This window comes from Salinicoccus albus DSM 19776, from assembly GCF_000385175.1.
Classification (GTDB): Bacteria; Bacillota; Bacilli; order Staphylococcales; family Salinicoccaceae; genus Salinicoccus; species Salinicoccus albus.
The window spans coordinates 1-16,590 of record NZ_ARQJ01000017.1 but is presented as its reverse complement, the minus strand read 5'-3'; the positions used below and the strand labels follow the sequence as shown (position 1 = coordinate 16,590).

Genomic DNA, 16,590 nt, shown 5'->3' with positions numbered 1-16,590 from the left:
TGGTCAGCCTCCTATATCTATTTCTTCCATTGTATATTCAATAAATGGCATCCAGTCATTCAAAATATACTCAAACCGCCCGCTATCTCCGTTTACAATCATTGTATGGGTTTTCCCTGTTCTCCCGGACGCATGTGCTTTCCTGAATGTCAGTATAGAACTCACTTCCCTCGCAGTTTCATACCCGGAGTCGATGACATTCTTCCTGCCATTGAAGTAGTCCCTGATTTCATCTGCCAGAAGCGGATAATGGGTACAGCCCAGGATAATCGTATCCGCCTTGGAACCGACGAGATGTTTGAGTGTCTGATGCAAAGCAATTCTTACGATTACTTTATCTTTATACCTCATCTCTTCAACCAGCGGTACAAACTTTGGACAGGCCAGACTGTAAATTTTGAAATCGCTGTTAATATCTTGAATGGCTGCCTTATAAGCCTCTGAATCTACAGTCACTTTTGTAGCAAGCACGATGACATTGTGGTTAATGCTGTTTTGTATCGCGCTTCTTGCCCCGGGGTTAATGACACCGATGACAGGGATATCATATCTTTGCTCAAGAAGATGGAGTGCTGATGCGGTTGCTGTGTTACAGGCAATAACAATCATTTTTACCCCGCATTTCACGAGATAATCGGTGACTTCCACCGTATACTGTTTAACTTCTTCCATTGGCCGGTCACCGTAAGGGCATCGTTTGAGATCGCCGAAGTACAGAATTTCCTCATCCGGCAGCTGTCTCATTATTTCTTTTGCAACGGTCAGTCCGCCTACTCCGGAATCCATTACACCGATTGGACTATCCATTACTGCGCCTGTCACTTTCCTGGAGTATCGATTCCAATATACCGGGAAGCTTATCCTTTTCTGCTGCATTCAAATGATCCGTAATATCAGAAATATAAGAAATCCGCTTTGCGATGACTTCATCGATAACCTTATGCCCTTTTTCCTGCATTAATATAAGCACTATTCTTTTGTCTTTTTCATATTTCTGCCTTCTGACAAAGCCGCCATTCTCCAATTTATCAACGATATCAGTCGTTGTCGAATGTGCAAGATAGAGACGATTCGACAGCTCGCCGATCGTAATCCCCTCTTTATCGCCTGCCCATTGCAGCGCTACAAATTGGAGCGGTGACAAATCGTATGTTTTCAATATTTCGCGACCATGACTTTTGACATGTGCAGAAATGTATCTTATGGATTTCTCAATAGAAATGATTGACTCTTTATCGCTCATACTTCCCAATCCTTATCCAGTTTTTTATCCATTATAACTTAATTTTATACAAAAAAACAGGAAGAGCGATGCTCTTCCTGTCAGTCTTCGTATTATTCCACTTCCTGATCACTGCCAAAGAATGATTTGAACATGTGGAAACTTGATTCTCTTTGCATTGCGGCAATGGAAGTGGTAAGCGGAATCCCTTGCGGACATGCCTGAACGCAGTTTTGAGCCATGCCGCATTCTGCAATTCCACCTTCATCCATCAATGCCTCGAGACGTTCATCCTTGTTCATGCTGCCTGTGGGATGGAGGTTGAACAGCCTCACCTGACTGATAGCCGCAGCCCCCATAAAGCCTGAGTTGTCATTGACATTTGGACAAACTTCCAGACAGACACCGCAGGACATGCATTTTGATAATTCATATGAAGTCTGACGTTTCTTCTCAGGGATTCTGGGACCAGGGCCGAGATCATGAGTGCCATCAATCGGCACCCATGCTTGTACGCGTTTTAAACCTTCAAACATGAATGAACGATCCACCTGCAGGTCTTTGACTACAGGAAATGTCGCCATTGGTTCAAGCGTGATCGGCTGCTCAAGCTGGTCAATGAGTGCGGTACAGGATTGTCTGGCACCGCCGTTGATTACCATGGAGCAGATTCCGCAGACTTCTTCAAGACAGTTCATATCCCAGGTCACGGGCGTTGTTTTTTGCCCTTTCGCATTCACCGGGTTCGTCTGAATATCCATCAGCGCACTGATCACGTTCATATTTTCCCGGTAACCCACTTCGAATTCTTCCCAGTAAGGCTGTGTTTCGTTATTTTCCTGACGTTTTATGTTCAATTTAATTGTTTCTTCACTCATTACTTATTGGCACTCCCTTCATTTTTTTTGGTGTAGTCACGTTTGCGTGGCGTAATCAGACTGACATCGACATCCTGATAGTCGAATCTTGGGGATTCTTTCGCGCCTTCAAAGTGTGCCATTGTTGTTTTCAGCCACTCTTCATCATTACGCTCCGGAAATTCCGGTTTGTAATGTGCCCCGCGGGATTCATTCCTGTTGTATGCTCCGATTGTAATCACACGAGCGAGCACAAGCATGTTCCAAAGCTGACGAGTAAAGAATGCCGCCTGATTGCTCCACCTTTTTGTGTCATTAATATTGATGTTTTCGTATCTTTCCATCAATTTGACTATCTCTTTATCAGTTTCAAGCAGCTTATCGTTGTGGCGTACCACTGTAACGTTGTCGGTCATAATCCGACCGAGTTCCTTATGGATGGCATATGCATTTTCATCGCCGTCCATATTCATGACGTTTTCAAACTTCTCTTCTTCCGCTTTACGATATGCTTCATATATGGAATCATCAAGATCTTCATAGGATTTGTCCAATGATCGCACATACTCAATCGCTTTTGGACCGGCAACATGACCGCCGTAAATGGCAGAGAGGAGCGCATTGGCACCAAGGCGATTGCCGCCATGCTGGGAATAATCACATTCCCCCGCTGCAAACAAGCCCGGAATTGAAGTCATCTGATCATAATCCACCCAGATGCCGCCCATTGAGTAGTGGACTGCAGGGAAAATTTTCATCGGTACTTTGCGCGGGTCATCACCTGTGAATTTTTCATAGATTTCAATGATGCCGCCAAGTTTAACATCAAGCTCATGCGAATCTTTATGTGAAAGATCAAGATATACCATGTTTTCACCATTGATCCCCAGTTTCTGGTTCACGCACACATCGAAAATTTCACGTGTTGCGATATCCCGCGGGACAAGGTTGCCGTAATCCGGGTATTTCTCTTCGAGGAAGTACCATGGCTTGCCATCCTTATATGTCCAGATACGTCCGCCTTCACCCCGTGCCGATTCACTCATCAGTCTGAGTTTGTCATCACCGGGTATCGCTGTCGGATGAACCTGGATGAATTCTCCATTTGCATACACAGCGCCCTGCTGATAGACAAGGGAAGCTGCAGATCCGGTATTGATCATGGAGTTGGTTGATTTACCGAAGATGATACCGGGACCGCCTGTCGCCATGATTACGGCATCAGATTTAAATGTCTTAACTTCCGCAGTTTTCATATCCTGTGCAGTAATTCCGCGTGCACGGCCCTCATCATCCAGAACAACACCCAGGAATTCCCAGCCTTCGAATTTATTAACCAGGCCGTCGACTTCAAAACTTCTCACCTGCTCATCAAGGGCATAAAGCAGCTGCTGTCCGGTCGTTGCACCGGCATATGCTGTCCTGTGGTGCATTGTACCGCCGAAACGTCTGAAATCCAAAAGACCTTCATTCGTTCTGTTGAATGTCACGCCCATGCGGTCCAGCAGATGTATGATTTTCGGCGCCGCGTCAGTCATTGCCTTTATCGGTGTCTGGTTGGCAAGAAAGTCGCCGCCGTAAACTGTATCATCTAAATGAATTGCCGGGGAATCCCCTTCACCTTTCGTATCGACCGCCCCATTGATTCCACCTTGGGCGCATACAGAGTGAGAACGTTTTACGGACACAACTGAAAACAGGTCGACTTCCGCGCCTGATTCAGCTGCTTTTATCGTCGTCATCAGACCTGCAAGGCCCCCGCCGACGACGATGATTTTATCATTAGCCATTATTTCCACTCCTTAATTAAATAAATGCGAGTATAGCTCGGATGCCAATAATCGTAACAGCAACGAAAATGATTGCTGATACATAGCTCATGACACGCTGTGATTTATCGGACTGGGTAATGCCCCATGTGACCATGAATGCCCACAGTCCATTCGCAAAATGGAATACAGTGGCCACGATACCGATAATATAGAACACCAGCCATAATGGATTGTCCACAATCTGGGCCACGAGATCAAAGTTGATTTCTTCACCAAAGAATACCTGCACCCTTGTCTGATAAACATGGATGGCGATAAAGATGAATGTAATCACACCGCTGACCCTCTGTAATAGAAACATCCAGTTCCTGTATGTACTGTGCCAGCCGTACTGTTTCCCTCCGATGTTATACTTGGCTGTGAATGCGATATACACACCGTATATACCATGGAATAAAATCGGCAGATAAATCACGAAAATCTCTAAGAATAGAACAAAAGGCAGATTTGCCATGATGCCTGCTGCCACATTAAACGCTTCTTCACTCCTCGTAGCTGTATGGTTGACAAGCAGATGTTGAATGAGGAATACACCCAACGGAATGACACCTAATAAAGAATGAAGACGTCGTAATGCAAAACTTGAATCCTGTTTCGACACTCGAATTCCCCCCTAACTGACCGCTAAATATAGTTTCACAACTTTTATTCTACCCCTCAGGCATATATAAATCAAGATAACATGAGCGGTTCAGTTCAAAAGAAATGTGAAAATATAGCCGGCAGTATTTTACAAATGAGGTTTTGTTGTATCAAGAATTAAGTTTTTCTATGATCCGATCAGCCACCGGAGCAGGAATTCCAATATCGGTATAGTCATCTGCCTGTTTTTCTTTCATGCGTTTGATCGATCCGAAATGACTCAGCAGTTTTTGCTTGCGCTTCGGGCCGACACCGTCTATGCCATCCAGTACTGAAGCCACGGAGGATTTCCTGCGTGTATTCCTATGGAAGCTGATGGCAAATCGGTGTACTTCGTCCTGGATTCGCTGGAGGAGATAAAATTCCTGGGAATTTTTCTTCAACGGGACGACTTCGCCCGCTTCCCCATACAGCAGTTCAGCCGTTTTGTGTTTTTCGTTTTTTGCCAGACCGGCTACGGGGATATCAAGTGACAGTTCATCTTCAAGCACATTCCTGATCGTATTCATATGGCCGAGTCCGCCGTCTGCAATAATCAGTCCGGGCAGCGGCAGTCCCTCTTTGAGCACACGTGTATATCTCCTTCTCACGGCTTCAGCCATGGAAGCATAATCATCCGGACCGGTCACTGTTCTAATTTTATATTTCCTGTAGTCTTTCTTGCTGGGACTGCCGTCTAAAAATGCCACCATCACACTGACAGGATCGACGCCCTGAATGCTGGAATTGTCGAATGCCTCAATGCGGACCGGCGTTTCAATATTCAGGACCTCCCCGAGATTTTCAATGGCCCGGATTGTCCTGGCTTCATCTTTCTCAATCATTTCAAATTTATTTTTAAGTGCAATATCTGCGTTTTTATTCGCAAGATCAACCATTTCTTTTTTCTGTCCGCGCTTCGGTTCCAGCACGTCTACGGGCAGGTAATCATTGATGACCTGGCGGTCCAGGCCTTTAGTGATGTGAACTTCCTTGGGAAGCAGATTGGACTCGAGATCGTAGAACTGGGCAATATACCGGTAGAACTCTTCCTGGACATCATCCTGTACCGGAAACATTTCGGCCTTTTTCTCAATCAGGCTGCCATTTCTGACAAGCAGCACGGAAACAGCCATCCAGCCTTTTGAAACGGCATAGCCAAAACAATCCCTTGCCGTCATATCCTTGGTAATCATCTTCTGTTTGTTCATCGTCTGTTCGATGTGACCGATCAGATCCCTGTATTCTTTCGCTTTTTCAAATTCGAGCGAAGCAGATGCCTCTTCCATCTTCTCCCTGAGATCGTCCACGATCTGTTTTGTCTCGCCGTTCAAAAAACGCGTGATGCCGTCAATCATTTCCTTGTATGTGTCCTGGGATACGTCATATACACAAGGACCAAGGCATTGGCCAATGTGATAATAAAGACACAATCTGTCCGGCATCGTATTACATTTTCTCAAGGGGTAGATACGGTCCAGCAATTTTTTGGTTTCATGGGCACTGTAGGCGTTCGGATAGGGGCCGAAATAAGTCCCTGTGCCAGGCATTACCGTCCTTGTGACGAGCAGCCTCGGATGCTCTTCATCAGTAATTTTTATAAACGGGTAACTTTTATCATCTTTTAACAGCACATTGTAGTGCGGATAGTGCTTTTTCACCAGATTGAGCTCAAGAAGCAGAGATTCCACCTCAGAGCTGGTCACTATGAAATCAAAATCAGCAATTTCCCTGACAAGTCTCATCGTCTTTTCGTCATGAGCGCCGGAGAAGTAGGATTTAATACGGTTTCGGAGGTTTTTCGCCTTGCCTACATAAATGACGATGCCGTGTCTGTCTTTCATGAGATAGCAGCCAGGCTCAGTCGGGAGTGCTGACAGCTTCAGTTTCAGATCCTCCATCTTATATCCCTCATATCAGTATAATATCTTCTAAAAATACCTATATATTTTGTCTGCCATACAGCTGATTCAATTGTATCAAATTCGTATATTTTTTACTGTCCGCCGAATTGTGTATTTTGATCATGCGGTTTTCTCAGTTTAATAAAAAAACCGCCCCGCGGCGGTTTTAAAAGTTAAGCGTGTTTATCGATCAGTGATGCCAGCTGTTCTTTCGGCTGAAAACCAACGACCTTATCTACCGGCTCACCGTCTTTGAACAGAATAAGTGTCGGAATACTCATCACTTCATATTCACTTGCAGTCGCCTGGTTATCATCGACGTTCAGTTTAGCGATATCTGCTTTGCCTTCTACATCAGTAGCAAGTTCCTCAAGAACCGGTGCAAGCATTTTGCATGGTCCGCACCATGGTGCCCAGAAATCTACCAGCTTAACACCGCTGTCCATTTCGTCTTTAAAGTTTTGATCGTTCACTTCTATTATTGCCATCGATATTACCTCCACTTTGCTAGTTTATGTTCATCATTATATCATGAGGATAAATTAAAGCTCAATGTAACTGCTTAAACCATAAATATCATATATAGAACACCGCCCAAGAACATAATGACGCCGGCCGCTATTAATATTTTAGCCAATGTAATCATATCAAAATTTTTCACAGATCCACCTACTTCATTTCCACTACCGTGACCCCGAATCCGCCTTCGGACGGCGCACCGCCTCTGAAGGATCTGACTCTGGAGTGGTTTTTGAGAAATTTTTGTACACCTTTCTGAAGCGCACCGGTGCCCTTGCCATGTATAATTTCAACTTCATTATAATTGGAAAGGATTACCTGGTCCAAATATCTGTCCAGCTTATTGAGGGCTTCTTCATACCTTTCGCCCCTCAGATCGAGTGCTCTCTGCACATGAGATTTGCCGACTCTTCTGGCGACTGGCCGGTCCGCTTTCGCCTTTTTACGTTTCTTCAGCTCTGAAAGTTCAACCTTCATCTTTATAATTCCCATCTGCACGGTGGCTTCATCGCCCTCTACATTCAGCACTTCCCCTTTCTGACCATAGGACAATACATCAACTTCGTCGCCCGGATGGATGGCTTCCTTCGCTTCAGTCCGCTCTGTCCTTTTCAATTCCTCCTGGTGATAGCTGTCTGACAGCGCCTTCTTCTGTTCAATAATTTCATGATCCTGTATATTCTCCGCACCTTTTTCTTTCATGTCGTGAAGCGTGCCGATGACTTCTTCGGCTTTAATTTCACTGTCTTTAATAATGCGATTTGCTTGATCTCTGGCATTTTTCTTCAGCTTTTCCCTATACGCTCTGTAGTCATCCAAAGCGGTACTGAGTTCACTGTGAAGCGCCTTGGATTCCTTAAGCACCCGATCGGTGTCCTCTTCATTTTGCTGCGCCTTTTTCGTATGCCTTTCAAGCGCTGAAATCATATCATTCACATCGCTTGAATCGCGTCCTGCAAGGTTTCTTGCCCGCTCGATCACTGCTGGCTTCATGCCAAGCTTATTGGAGATTTCAAACGCATTCGATTTGCCGGGAATCCCCATCAGCAGACGGTATGTCGGTGACAATGTATCCACATCAAATTCGACACTCGCATTGATAACATCTTCCCTGGTATAACTGTAGGATTTCAGCTGCGGGTAATGAGTTGTAGCCACAATGGTTGATGATTTTGCCAGCAGATATTCAATGATGCTGATGGCCAGTGCCGCCCCTTCTTCAGGATCCGTGCCGGCGCCCAGTTCATCTAAAAGTACCAGACTGTCATCATCCGCCACATCCAAAATACCGGTGATATTCGTCATATGGCTTGAAAATGTTGACAGTGACTGTTCAATGGACTGTTCATCCCCGATGTCGCTGTATATTTTCGAAAACAACCGGATGACACTGCCGTCACGGGCAGGTACAGGGATACCTGACTGGGCCATTAAAACACTGAGACCGACGGTTTTTAAAGTAACCGTCTTACCGCCTGTATTCGGACCGGTGATGATGACCGCACGTGTTGCTTCGTCCATGGCGATATCATTTCTGACAGATTCCTCAGAGGGAATCATCGGGTGAAATGCTGCCGGAAGATAAATTCCGCCTGTCGTCATTACCTCAGGTTTCGTTCCCCCAATCTTATTGCCGTATTTAGCTTTGGCAAACACCATATCGATATGATGCAATGAATCATCCGTCTTCGACAGTTCTGATGCGGCTTCAGCTGTTTCTGCAGTAAGCTGGTAGAGAATCCGTTCCACTTCCGTATCTTCTTCATCCCTGAGTGTCTGTATCTGGTTCGTCATCTCAACCGCTGCCATAGGTTCCATATATACCGTTTGACCGCTGGCAGAAAGATCGTGCACGATACCGTTGAATTCCCCCTGATACTCCACTTTGACCGGGACGACGTAACGGTTGTTCCTCATAGTGATAATACTGTCAGACAGCTTCTTCTGATTATTTCCCCGGATAATATCATTCAATCTGTCTCTGATTTTTTCTTCTTCCGAGCTGATTTTTGAGCGGATTCGGAGCAGTGTATCCGATGCATGATCCAGCACTCTGGCATCATCGCATGTTTCTGAAATTCTTTTATACAGATAATGAATATCTGGCAGACCATTAATATATACAGGGATATAGGTGAGCTCCACTTCATCTGCCTCAAATTCATCAAACACATTTGACAGCATTCTCTTGCGGTTTAATATACTCTTGATTTCATTGAATTCCGCTACGCCGAGCATGCTCCCGATTTCCGCCCGTTTGATATGCCCTTTAATATCCGTAATTCCGCCCAGTTCTATGTTTTTGAAGCGCAGCATCGTTAATGCATCATCAACTTCGTTGATCATCTGGGTTACAGAGCCGATGTCTGAAGAGATAATAGACGGATTGATGGATTTTTTCGTTTTTTCACTCTCTGCATTTTCAGAAAGCATGGCGAGTATTTTATCAAACTCCAGTGTCGTTATCGTTCTATCATTCATTTTAAAACCTCTATTTTCCTTTTTTAACCCACTTCCTGAAATCTTCTCTGGAGAAAGTGTTTAATACATGATTTTTTTCTATCAGCCCTTTTTGCAGCACGGACACACCGTATTCCATCAGCTCCAGGTGGTCTGAATGGTGCGCATCTGTGTTCACAGTCAGTCTGATGTCAGAATGCCTGATATGATCTGCAGACAAATCCAGCCGTTTTGGATTTGCATTGACTTCCAGCACCGTATTTGTATCCCCAGCAATTTCAATCAGCGCATTCATATCCACAGGATAACCCGCCCTCGAACCTATAATTCTGCCGGTTGGATGGGCAATATGCCTGACATATGGATTCTCACACGCCGTCTTCAACCGATGCATAATTTCCGCTTCAGTCTGGGAGAAACTTGAATGGATTGCAGCAATGACATAGTCGAGTTCTTTTAATATGTCATTTGAAAAATCCAGCGTGCCGTCCTTTAAAATATCCATTTCAGTTCCAGTATATATATCAATTTCAGGAAATTCATCTCGCAGGTTTTTAATTTCTTCTATTTGATTAAAAAGCCTTTTCTCATCTAATCCATTTGCAACTCTGAGACTCTTGGAATGATCGGTAATAATCATATACGCATAGCCCCTGTTGATACAAGCTTCCACCATCTCTCTGACAGAATAGGCACCGTCGCTGTATACAGTGTGCATATGAAGATCCCCTTTGATATCGGAGAGACCCACAATCTCAGATATATCTGTCTCTGTTTCTTCTCCGGTCTCTCTCATTGCCGGAGGTATATAAGGCAGATCAAAATGATTGAAAAAACCTGCTTCCGAATCAAAAGTCACTACTTCATCGTCTGACTCGATACCGTATTCACTGATTTTTTCACCGCGCGATTTAGCAATCTGCCGCATTTTGACGTTATGCGCCTTCGAACCCGTGAAATGATGTAATGTCGTAAAATACTCTTCTCCTGTGACAAAGCGGAAGTCAGCATTTATTTCATCCATGTCAACTTCAATGATGACAGAGAGCTTTTTCTCTCCCCTGGCAACCGTTTCCCTGACAATCGGGGCGTTTAAAAATGAATCTGTAAACGCACTGACATCTTCAACCTGAATGATGAAATCCAAGTCACCGCTTGTCTCTTTCAATCTTCTCACACTGCCGGCGGCATCATATCTTATCACGCCGTCCGCATCTTCCAACACACGCTCCACAGCTTTTTTGAATAAAGTGATCTTGTCAATCGGATACCGTTCCGGCCGTTCCTGAAGGTCTTCGATTGCTTGAAAGATATTTTCCTCAGTCTTTTTACCGAACCCGGATAAAGTACTTACCCGCCCGTTCTGACACGCTTCTTTCAGTTCTTCCATCGTCGTAATTGCCAGTTCCTTATTAATTTTTGCGATTTTCTTCGGCCCCAGTGAAGGTATCTTGAGCATTCTCACAAGACCTTCCGGTACAGTGTTTTTAAGGTCATCCAGCACTGTTGAGCTGCCTGCATCCAAATATTCCCAAATCACCTCGTTTACCCCTTTGCCGATCCCTTTGATTTCTGAAAAATCATCGATCTCAGACAGTGATCTGCCGTCTGCTTCTATTGAGTTGGCCGCTTTCCGGTAAGCGGACACTTTGAATGGGTTTTCGAGTGACAGTTCCATATAGGTTGCGATTGTTTCAAGCAGTACAATGATATCTTTTTTCGTCATAATCCGCCTCCAAAAAAAGAGTCATATCCCTATGACTCTGTTTGTAACCATTCTATAAATTTATCTGAAAGTATAAATGTATTATCCATGAAGAATTGTGCCAGCCCCGAATCATTGATGGGTGTCTGAATCCAGTCGAACGGAAGCACTGCAGCCATAAAGAGCAGAACAACCATGATATATATGATTTCGATCAGTCCAAATACAGCGCCGGCAATATCTCCGCCAATCCCGAGCACATTGATCTGCTGGAGATAATCAAAAGCACTGACAATCAATTGAATAATAATTTTTGAAATAATAAAAATGATAAAGAATGCGGCCATGTCATAAAAAGCATACTCTGCATTGTTCAGTTCAGGTAAAATTGGATTCGACAGTGTTTCCTCAGTAGCTGGATATGGTACGATCAAATCGAATCTGGCAGAAAGTGTATCGTAGTTCATCGCAGCTATTATGATTGCGGAAATTGTACCGAGTAAATGTAATGATTGCAGAATTATTCCCCGGCGATAGCCAATTAGTAATCCGATTATGAGTAGTATAAGTATAACCATGAGATCAATTATCCCTCTGTTCCATTTCCTTCACAAGTGCATCATGCTTTTCCTTGAGCTTTACATAATCATCCATGACATTCACTGCTGTGAGCACCGCTTTTCTGGTCGTATCGAGGCCTGAACTCCTGACACCAATCTCCCTGATCTTTGCATCGACCAGCCCTGCTACATATCGCATATGCTCCGGATCATCTTCACCAACAAGGGTATACTGCTGGTTATAAATGTCTACAGCAATGCGATTTTTATATTCTGCCATATGACATTGCCTCCTATACGAAATTTCCCTGATAAATGTTATATATAATTTAACATAAAATCCTGATATGATGCTATTGTAATTATCATATTCAATATTACTATAAAATATCACGAATAAAAATCATCACGTGTTACAATACTGTTATTACATTAAAAAAAGATTCTGACATAAAGGAAAGATTTATATGAACTATGATCGTTTAAATACAGTCGGCAGTGACGAAGCAGGGGTCGGGGATTACTTTGGACCGATGATTGTGGCGGCGGTATACGCCCCTTCAGAAAAAGTCCCGCTGCTTCGGGAACTCGGAGTGAAAGATTCTAAAAACCTGAGCAATAAAAAAGTGGATCAGCTGGCAAAAGATATCATCCATATCATCCCCTATTCCCTGGTCATTTTGGACAACCCTTCCTATAACGGTAAAATTGATGAAGGATGGAATATCGTCAGGCTAAAAGCAGTACTTCATAACCACTGTATACAAAAAGTGCATGAAAAGATGGACTCCGGAACGGACACAGAAGCCATTGTAATCGATCAGTTCACCACTGAAAATGCATACAGAAAATATGTGCCGGAACCATTTAAACCGGATCTCATCTACCAGGAGACCAAAGCAGAATCAAAATCCCTTGCAGTAGCATGTGCGAGTATACTGGCCAGGAGCAAATATCTGGCACAGATGTCAAACCTGAACCGCAGCCTGAAAAGAGAAGTGCCGAGAGGCGCCAGTAAAAAAACGGATATGTTTGCTGCTGAAATTGCAGAAAAACACGGGATGGATTTTCTTGACTCCATCTCAAAGAAACACTTCAAATCAAGGGAGAAAGTCAAAGATCTGCTTGATAAAAAGCATAATCATACTTGATCAAACAACCCATGTGCCTGAGGCACATGGGTTGTACTGCTATCTGATTGCCGCCCCTTTTTCCTCAAGCGCTGTTAAGACCGGCTTATGGACCGCTTCAACTTCTTCATCAGTCAGTGTTTTCTCCTTATTAAGATATGTCAGTCTGAGTGCCACTGATTTCATACCTGCTTCAACATTCTCTCCTTCATAAATATCGAAAACATAAACATCTTCCAAATATTTAGCATTGGCGTGATGAATGACAGAAATAAGCTCATCTGCTGTTACGGACTGTTCCACGATCAATGCAATATCCCTCGTAATACTTGGGTATTTTACAAGCGTCTCATAAACAATACTGCCCTGTTTAACCGAGAGCAGGCGATCAAGATTAATCTCAAATACAGCTGTACGGCCAAGGTCATGATCAGATGCATACTTTGGATGGAGTTCTCCTGCGAATCCGATCCTCTCATCACCGAGCAATATATCGGCTGTACAGCCAGGATGCATTTCTTTGAACCCTTCAGTCTGGCGGAAGTTAATTTCCTCAATGACTCCAAGCTTTTCAAAGATGCTTTCTGCAATCCCTTTGACTGCATAGAAGTCTGCAGGTACACCAGCGCCCAGCCAGTCCGTCTGATTCATGTCACCTGTCACGATACCCCCGAGCATTTCGATCTCGTCCGGCAAATTACCCTGCCCTTTATTGATGAAAATCTTTCCCATTTCGTAAAGATGTATATTTTTCTGTTGTCGATTGACATTATACGTCGCATTATCAACAAGATTCGGTATCATACTGTTTCTCATAACAGCATGATCTTCACTCATCGGCATAAGCAGTTCCATACCATCAGTTCTGTTGGTGAATTCCACTGATTTTGATCTGCTTGTAATCGCATAATTCATCGCCTGGGATAAACCGAGAGATTCTATTTGACGCCTGATGATTCTTATTTTTTTCTGTTCATCAGTCAGCCTGCCAGGAGTGATTCTGGTGAATTCAGGCAGGGATACAGGCAGTTGATCATAGCCGTGGATTCTGGCCACTTCTTCGGTGATATCTTCTTTGATCTTTAAATCATCTCTTCTGGAGGGAATGTGAACAGTCATCGATTCACCGTCAGTATCTGTTGAAAGACCAAGTCTGCTCAGACATCGCGTAATTTCATCGGTCGTTAAAGACATTCCTAAATGACGATTGATAAAAGTTCTTGTAACATCGATCTCGCTATTTTTCAGGTTCAGTTCTCCATCATAGATGATATTTCCGGTTACACTGCCCCCGGCATATTTTTCAAGCAGATATGCCGCCCGGTCCAGCGCTTCATTGACAAATTCATGGGAAACCCCTTTCTCAAAGCGGATTGAAGATTCACTTCTCAGCCCCAGACGGCTGCTTGTCTGCCTGATTGATACCGGATTGAACATAGCGGATTCTATCAATACAGTCGTTGTCTCTTCTGAAACTTCAGAAAAGGCGCCTCCCATAACTCCTGCCAGGGCAATTGGTTCTTTCCCGTTTGTAATCACTACATCATTATCTTTAAGCGCCCGTTCTTTACCATCTAATGTCGTCATTTTTTCCCCTTCTAAAGCAAACCGGGTCACAATGTGCTCCGATCCGATGTTATCTTTATCGAACATATGGAGCGGCTGTCCGAATTCCAGCAGTACATAGTTGGAGATATCCACGACATTGTTGATCGGGCGAATTCCCGCTTTTATCAGGCGGATCTGCATCCATGTAGGGGACGGTGTGATCGTCAGATCTTTGACGATACGGGCACCGTAGTAAGGGACTGCTTCAGCATCTTCATTGGTCACCTTGAAATTTTCATCTTCTCCATCAACTTCAGTCAGAGGGCTTTTCGGACGCTTTACTTCTCCCCCGAATAATGCCCTTGTTTCGTAGGCAGCTCCAGCGATGCTGAGCGCATCTTTACGGTTCGGTGTCAGATCAAACGCCATCACCTGGTCATCAAGGTATAACGCTTCAAGTGCGTCAGAACCTGCTTCATACGCTTCCTGAAAGATGAAAATCCCGTTTTGATACTCTTTTGGCACAAAGTCTTCCGGGACACCCAATTCTTCAAGTGAACAGATCATACCTTCGGATACCTGCCCGCGCATTTTCGCCCGCTTGATTTTAATGCCGCCCGGCAGTCTGCCGCCAACTTTAGCAACAACCACGTAAGTATCCGCTCTGACGTTCGATGCCCCGCATACAATCTGGTTGCTTTCACCACCCGTGTCCACTCTGCATATACTCAGCAGGTCCGCATCCGGATGCTTTTCAACCGATTCTACATAGCCGACAACAAGGTTTTTAATCCCTTCCGTATAATCAATAATGTCGTCAACTTCAATTCCGCCCCGTGTGATTGTTTCAGACAGTTCATCGATCGATGCCTCAACAGGGATCCACTCCTTCAGCCATTCTTTAGATACTCTCATTATGAACCCCTCCATCTTCGGTCGGTTTAAACTGATTGATGAACCGGATATCATTCGTATAGAAATTCCGGATATCCTCAATGCCATATTTCAGCATTGCAACACGGTCAGGCCCCATGCCGAATGCAAAACCTGAAAACTTATCAGGATCGAAACCTGCCATTTCCAGAACATTCGGGTGCACCATTCCTGCGCCTAAAATTTCAATCCAACCGCTATCTTTACATACACTGCACCCGGCACCTCTGCAATTGAAGCATGAAATATCAACTTCAACACTCGGTTCTGTGAACGGGAAATAACTCGGACGCAATCTGATTTCACGGTCCGGGCCAAAAATCTCTTTCGCAAACAGCTGGAGCGTGCCTTTAAGATCGCTCATGCGGATATTTTCATCCACAACAAGACCTTCAATCTGTGTAAATTGATGAGAATGCGTCGCATCATCACTGTCCCTTCTGTAAACTTTCCCGGGACAGATTATTTTTACAGGCCCTCCGCCTTTTTCCGACCGCATTGTGCGTACCTGCACCGGTGAAGTGTGTGTACGGAGCAGTATTTCATCAGAAAAATAAAAAGTGTCCTGCATATCCCTGGCTGGATGCGACTTGGGCAGATTCAACGCCTCAAAGTTATAGTAATCGGTCTCAACTTCGTATCCTTCGGCAACCCTGTACCCAAGACCGATAAAGAAATCCTCGATGTCTTCTATCGTTCTGCTCAATGGATGCGGACTGCCCAGCTGAAACCGTCTGCCGGGCAATGATACATCAATCGTTTCCGCTTTTAACTGAGCTTCGAGCGCTTCATTTTCAAATTTTTCAAGAGTATCATCGATAATCCCTTGTATATGTGTACGCACTTCATTGACCTTCTGGCCGTAAACAGGTTTATCTTCCTCCGAAAGGTTTTTCATCTCTTTCATAAGGCCTGTCACTTTGCCTTTTTTGCCTAAGTATTCCACTTTTAGATCCTGCAGATCCTTTTTATGTTCTACGGATTTTAAAGCTTCATCAAATGCATGCCGAATTTCATCAATGCTGCTGGTCTCCATTTTCCCACTCCTTCAAAATGAATCGAGTAGGGTAAGATAGCCTTACCCTCTCACACCACCGGACGTACGGTTCCGTATACGGCGGTTCAATTCACGTTGTTAACTATTAATAGTATTATAATATTCTAGACAGTTAACTAGCCCGGCTTGGGCTAGTTTTTCTTTTGATATAGCTCTTTTAAGACACGTTTTCGTAGCGACCCAAATATATCTGTCACCGCAATATGCGGTCAGTCTGGCTAAATCCTTTCCTATGCCGAGCT

The 16,590-nt window shown here is 44.2% G+C and carries 14 protein-coding genes; 1 reads left to right on the top strand and 13 read right to left on the bottom strand.

Going from position 1 to position 16,590, the window contains the following annotated elements; translation table 11 throughout:
- Window positions 1-3: 3 nt before the first annotated feature.
- The 11 genes from racE to zapA all read right to left on the bottom strand — a co-directional run bounded on the left by racE (window position 4) and on the right by zapA (window position 11,960).
- Entirely contained in the window at window positions 4-807 is an 804-nt protein-coding gene (racE, locus tag G343_RS0101930) for a glutamate racemase (protein ID WP_020006426.1), read from the bottom strand.
- Window positions 800-1,243: a MarR family winged helix-turn-helix transcriptional regulator gene (locus G343_RS0101925; RefSeq protein ID WP_020006425.1), complete on the bottom strand. Its 444-nt coding sequence runs from the start codon at window positions 1,241-1,243 to the stop codon at window positions 800-802. Before G343_RS0101925 ends, racE begins: the two co-directional genes overlap by 8 nt.
- 92 nt (window positions 1,244-1,335) lie before the next feature.
- A complete protein-coding gene (sdhB, locus tag G343_RS0101920) occupies window positions 1,336-2,100 on the bottom strand; it encodes a succinate dehydrogenase iron-sulfur subunit (RefSeq protein ID WP_020006424.1) in 765 nt (254 codons plus the stop codon).
- On the bottom strand, window positions 2,100-3,869 hold the full coding sequence (gene sdhA, locus G343_RS0101915; RefSeq protein ID WP_020006423.1) for a succinate dehydrogenase flavoprotein subunit: 1,770 nt from the start codon (window positions 3,867-3,869) through the stop codon (window positions 2,100-2,102). The genes sdhB and sdhA overlap by 1 nt, the downstream gene beginning before the upstream one ends.
- 16 nt (window positions 3,870-3,885) lie before the next feature.
- Complete coding sequence (locus tag G343_RS0101910; RefSeq protein ID WP_020006422.1) at window positions 3,886-4,512, bottom strand: succinate dehydrogenase cytochrome b558 subunit; 627 nt, start codon at window positions 4,510-4,512, stop codon at window positions 3,886-3,888.
- Window positions 4,513-4,663: 151 nt separating this feature from the next.
- Window positions 4,664-6,433 carry an excinuclease ABC subunit UvrC gene (gene uvrC / locus G343_RS0101905; protein WP_020006421.1) on the bottom strand — a complete coding sequence of 590 codons (1,770 nt, stop codon included), beginning with the start codon at window positions 6,431-6,433 and terminating at the stop codon, window positions 4,664-4,666.
- A gap of 176 nt (window positions 6,434-6,609) precedes the next feature.
- Complete coding sequence (gene trxA, locus G343_RS0101900; protein WP_020006420.1) at window positions 6,610-6,924, bottom strand: thioredoxin; 315 nt, start codon at window positions 6,922-6,924, stop codon at window positions 6,610-6,612.
- 181 nt (window positions 6,925-7,105) lie between these two features.
- The gene (locus G343_RS0101890; protein ID WP_020006419.1) at window positions 7,106-9,436 is read right to left on the bottom strand and encodes an endonuclease MutS2; all 2,331 of its coding nucleotides are present in this window, start codon (window positions 9,434-9,436) and stop codon (window positions 7,106-7,108) included.
- Between the two features lie 10 nt (window positions 9,437-9,446).
- Window positions 9,447-11,141: a DNA polymerase/3'-5' exonuclease PolX gene (polX, locus tag G343_RS0101885; RefSeq protein WP_020006418.1), complete on the bottom strand. Its 1,695-nt coding sequence runs from the start codon at window positions 11,139-11,141 to the stop codon at window positions 9,447-9,449.
- Window positions 11,142-11,170: 29 nt separating this feature from the next.
- The gene (locus tag G343_RS0101880) at window positions 11,171-11,698 is read right to left on the bottom strand and encodes a CvpA family protein (RefSeq protein ID WP_020006417.1); all 528 of its coding nucleotides are present in this window, start codon (window positions 11,696-11,698) and stop codon (window positions 11,171-11,173) included.
- Window positions 11,699-11,702: 4 nt separating this feature from the next.
- Window positions 11,703-11,960, bottom strand: coding sequence for a cell division protein ZapA (zapA, locus tag G343_RS0101875; protein ID WP_020006416.1), 258 nt, complete (start codon window positions 11,958-11,960; stop codon window positions 11,703-11,705).
- 187 nt (window positions 11,961-12,147) lie between these two features.
- Here zapA and rnhC point away from each other — a divergent pair, with 187 nt between their 5' ends.
- Window positions 12,148-12,831: a ribonuclease HIII gene (gene rnhC / locus G343_RS0101870; protein ID WP_020006415.1), complete on the top strand. Its 684-nt coding sequence runs from the start codon at window positions 12,148-12,150 to the stop codon at window positions 12,829-12,831.
- A gap of 39 nt (window positions 12,832-12,870) precedes the next feature.
- Here rnhC and pheT read toward each other — a convergent pair whose 3' ends face one another.
- Window positions 12,871-15,273, bottom strand: a complete 2,403-nt coding sequence (gene pheT / locus G343_RS0101865) for a phenylalanine--tRNA ligase subunit beta (RefSeq protein WP_020006414.1) — start codon at window positions 15,271-15,273, stop codon at window positions 12,871-12,873.
- On the bottom strand, window positions 15,260-16,327 hold the full coding sequence (pheS, locus tag G343_RS0101860) for a phenylalanine--tRNA ligase subunit alpha (protein WP_020006413.1): 1,068 nt from the start codon (window positions 16,325-16,327) through the stop codon (window positions 15,260-15,262). The genes pheT and pheS overlap by 14 nt, the downstream gene beginning before the upstream one ends.
- Window positions 16,328-16,590 lie beyond the last annotated feature (263 nt).

Bases quoted from the DNA above. Each gene is read 5' to 3' on its own strand.
- racE (WP_020006426.1), bottom strand. From the start codon at position 807: ATGGATAGTCCAATCGGTGTAATGGATTCCGGAGTAGGCGGACTGACC.
- G343_RS0101925 (WP_020006425.1), bottom strand. From the start codon at position 1,243: ATGAGCGATAAAGAGTCAATCATTTCTATTGAGAAATCCATAAGATAC.
- sdhB (WP_020006424.1), bottom strand. From the start codon at position 2,100: ATGAGTGAAGAAACAATTAAATTGAACATAAAACGTCAGGAAAATAAC.
- sdhA (WP_020006423.1), bottom strand. From the start codon at position 3,869: ATGGCTAATGATAAAATCATCGTCGTCGGCGGGGGCCTTGCAGGTCTG.
- uvrC (WP_020006421.1), bottom strand. From the start codon at position 6,433: ATGGAGGATCTGAAACTGAAGCTGTCAGCACTCCCGACTGAGCCTGGC.
- trxA (WP_020006420.1), bottom strand. From the start codon at position 6,924: ATGGCAATAATAGAAGTGAACGATCAAAACTTTAAAGACGAAATGGAC.
- G343_RS0101890 (WP_020006419.1), bottom strand. From the start codon at position 9,436: ATGAATGATAGAACGATAACGACACTGGAGTTTGATAAAATACTCGCC.
- polX (WP_020006418.1), bottom strand. From the start codon at position 11,141: ATGACGAAAAAAGATATCATTGTACTGCTTGAAACAATCGCAACCTAT.
- G343_RS0101880 (WP_020006417.1), bottom strand. From the start codon at position 11,698: ATGGTTATACTTATACTACTCATAATCGGATTACTAATTGGCTATCGC.
- zapA (WP_020006416.1), bottom strand. From the start codon at position 11,960: ATGGCAGAATATAAAAATCGCATTGCTGTAGACATTTATAACCAGCAG.
- rnhC (WP_020006415.1), top strand. From the start codon at position 12,148: ATGAACTATGATCGTTTAAATACAGTCGGCAGTGACGAAGCAGGGGTC.
- pheT (WP_020006414.1), bottom strand. From the start codon at position 15,273: ATGAGAGTATCTAAAGAATGGCTGAAGGAGTGGATCCCTGTTGAGGCA.
- pheS (WP_020006413.1), bottom strand. From the start codon at position 16,327: ATGGAGACCAGCAGCATTGATGAAATTCGGCATGCATTTGATGAAGCT.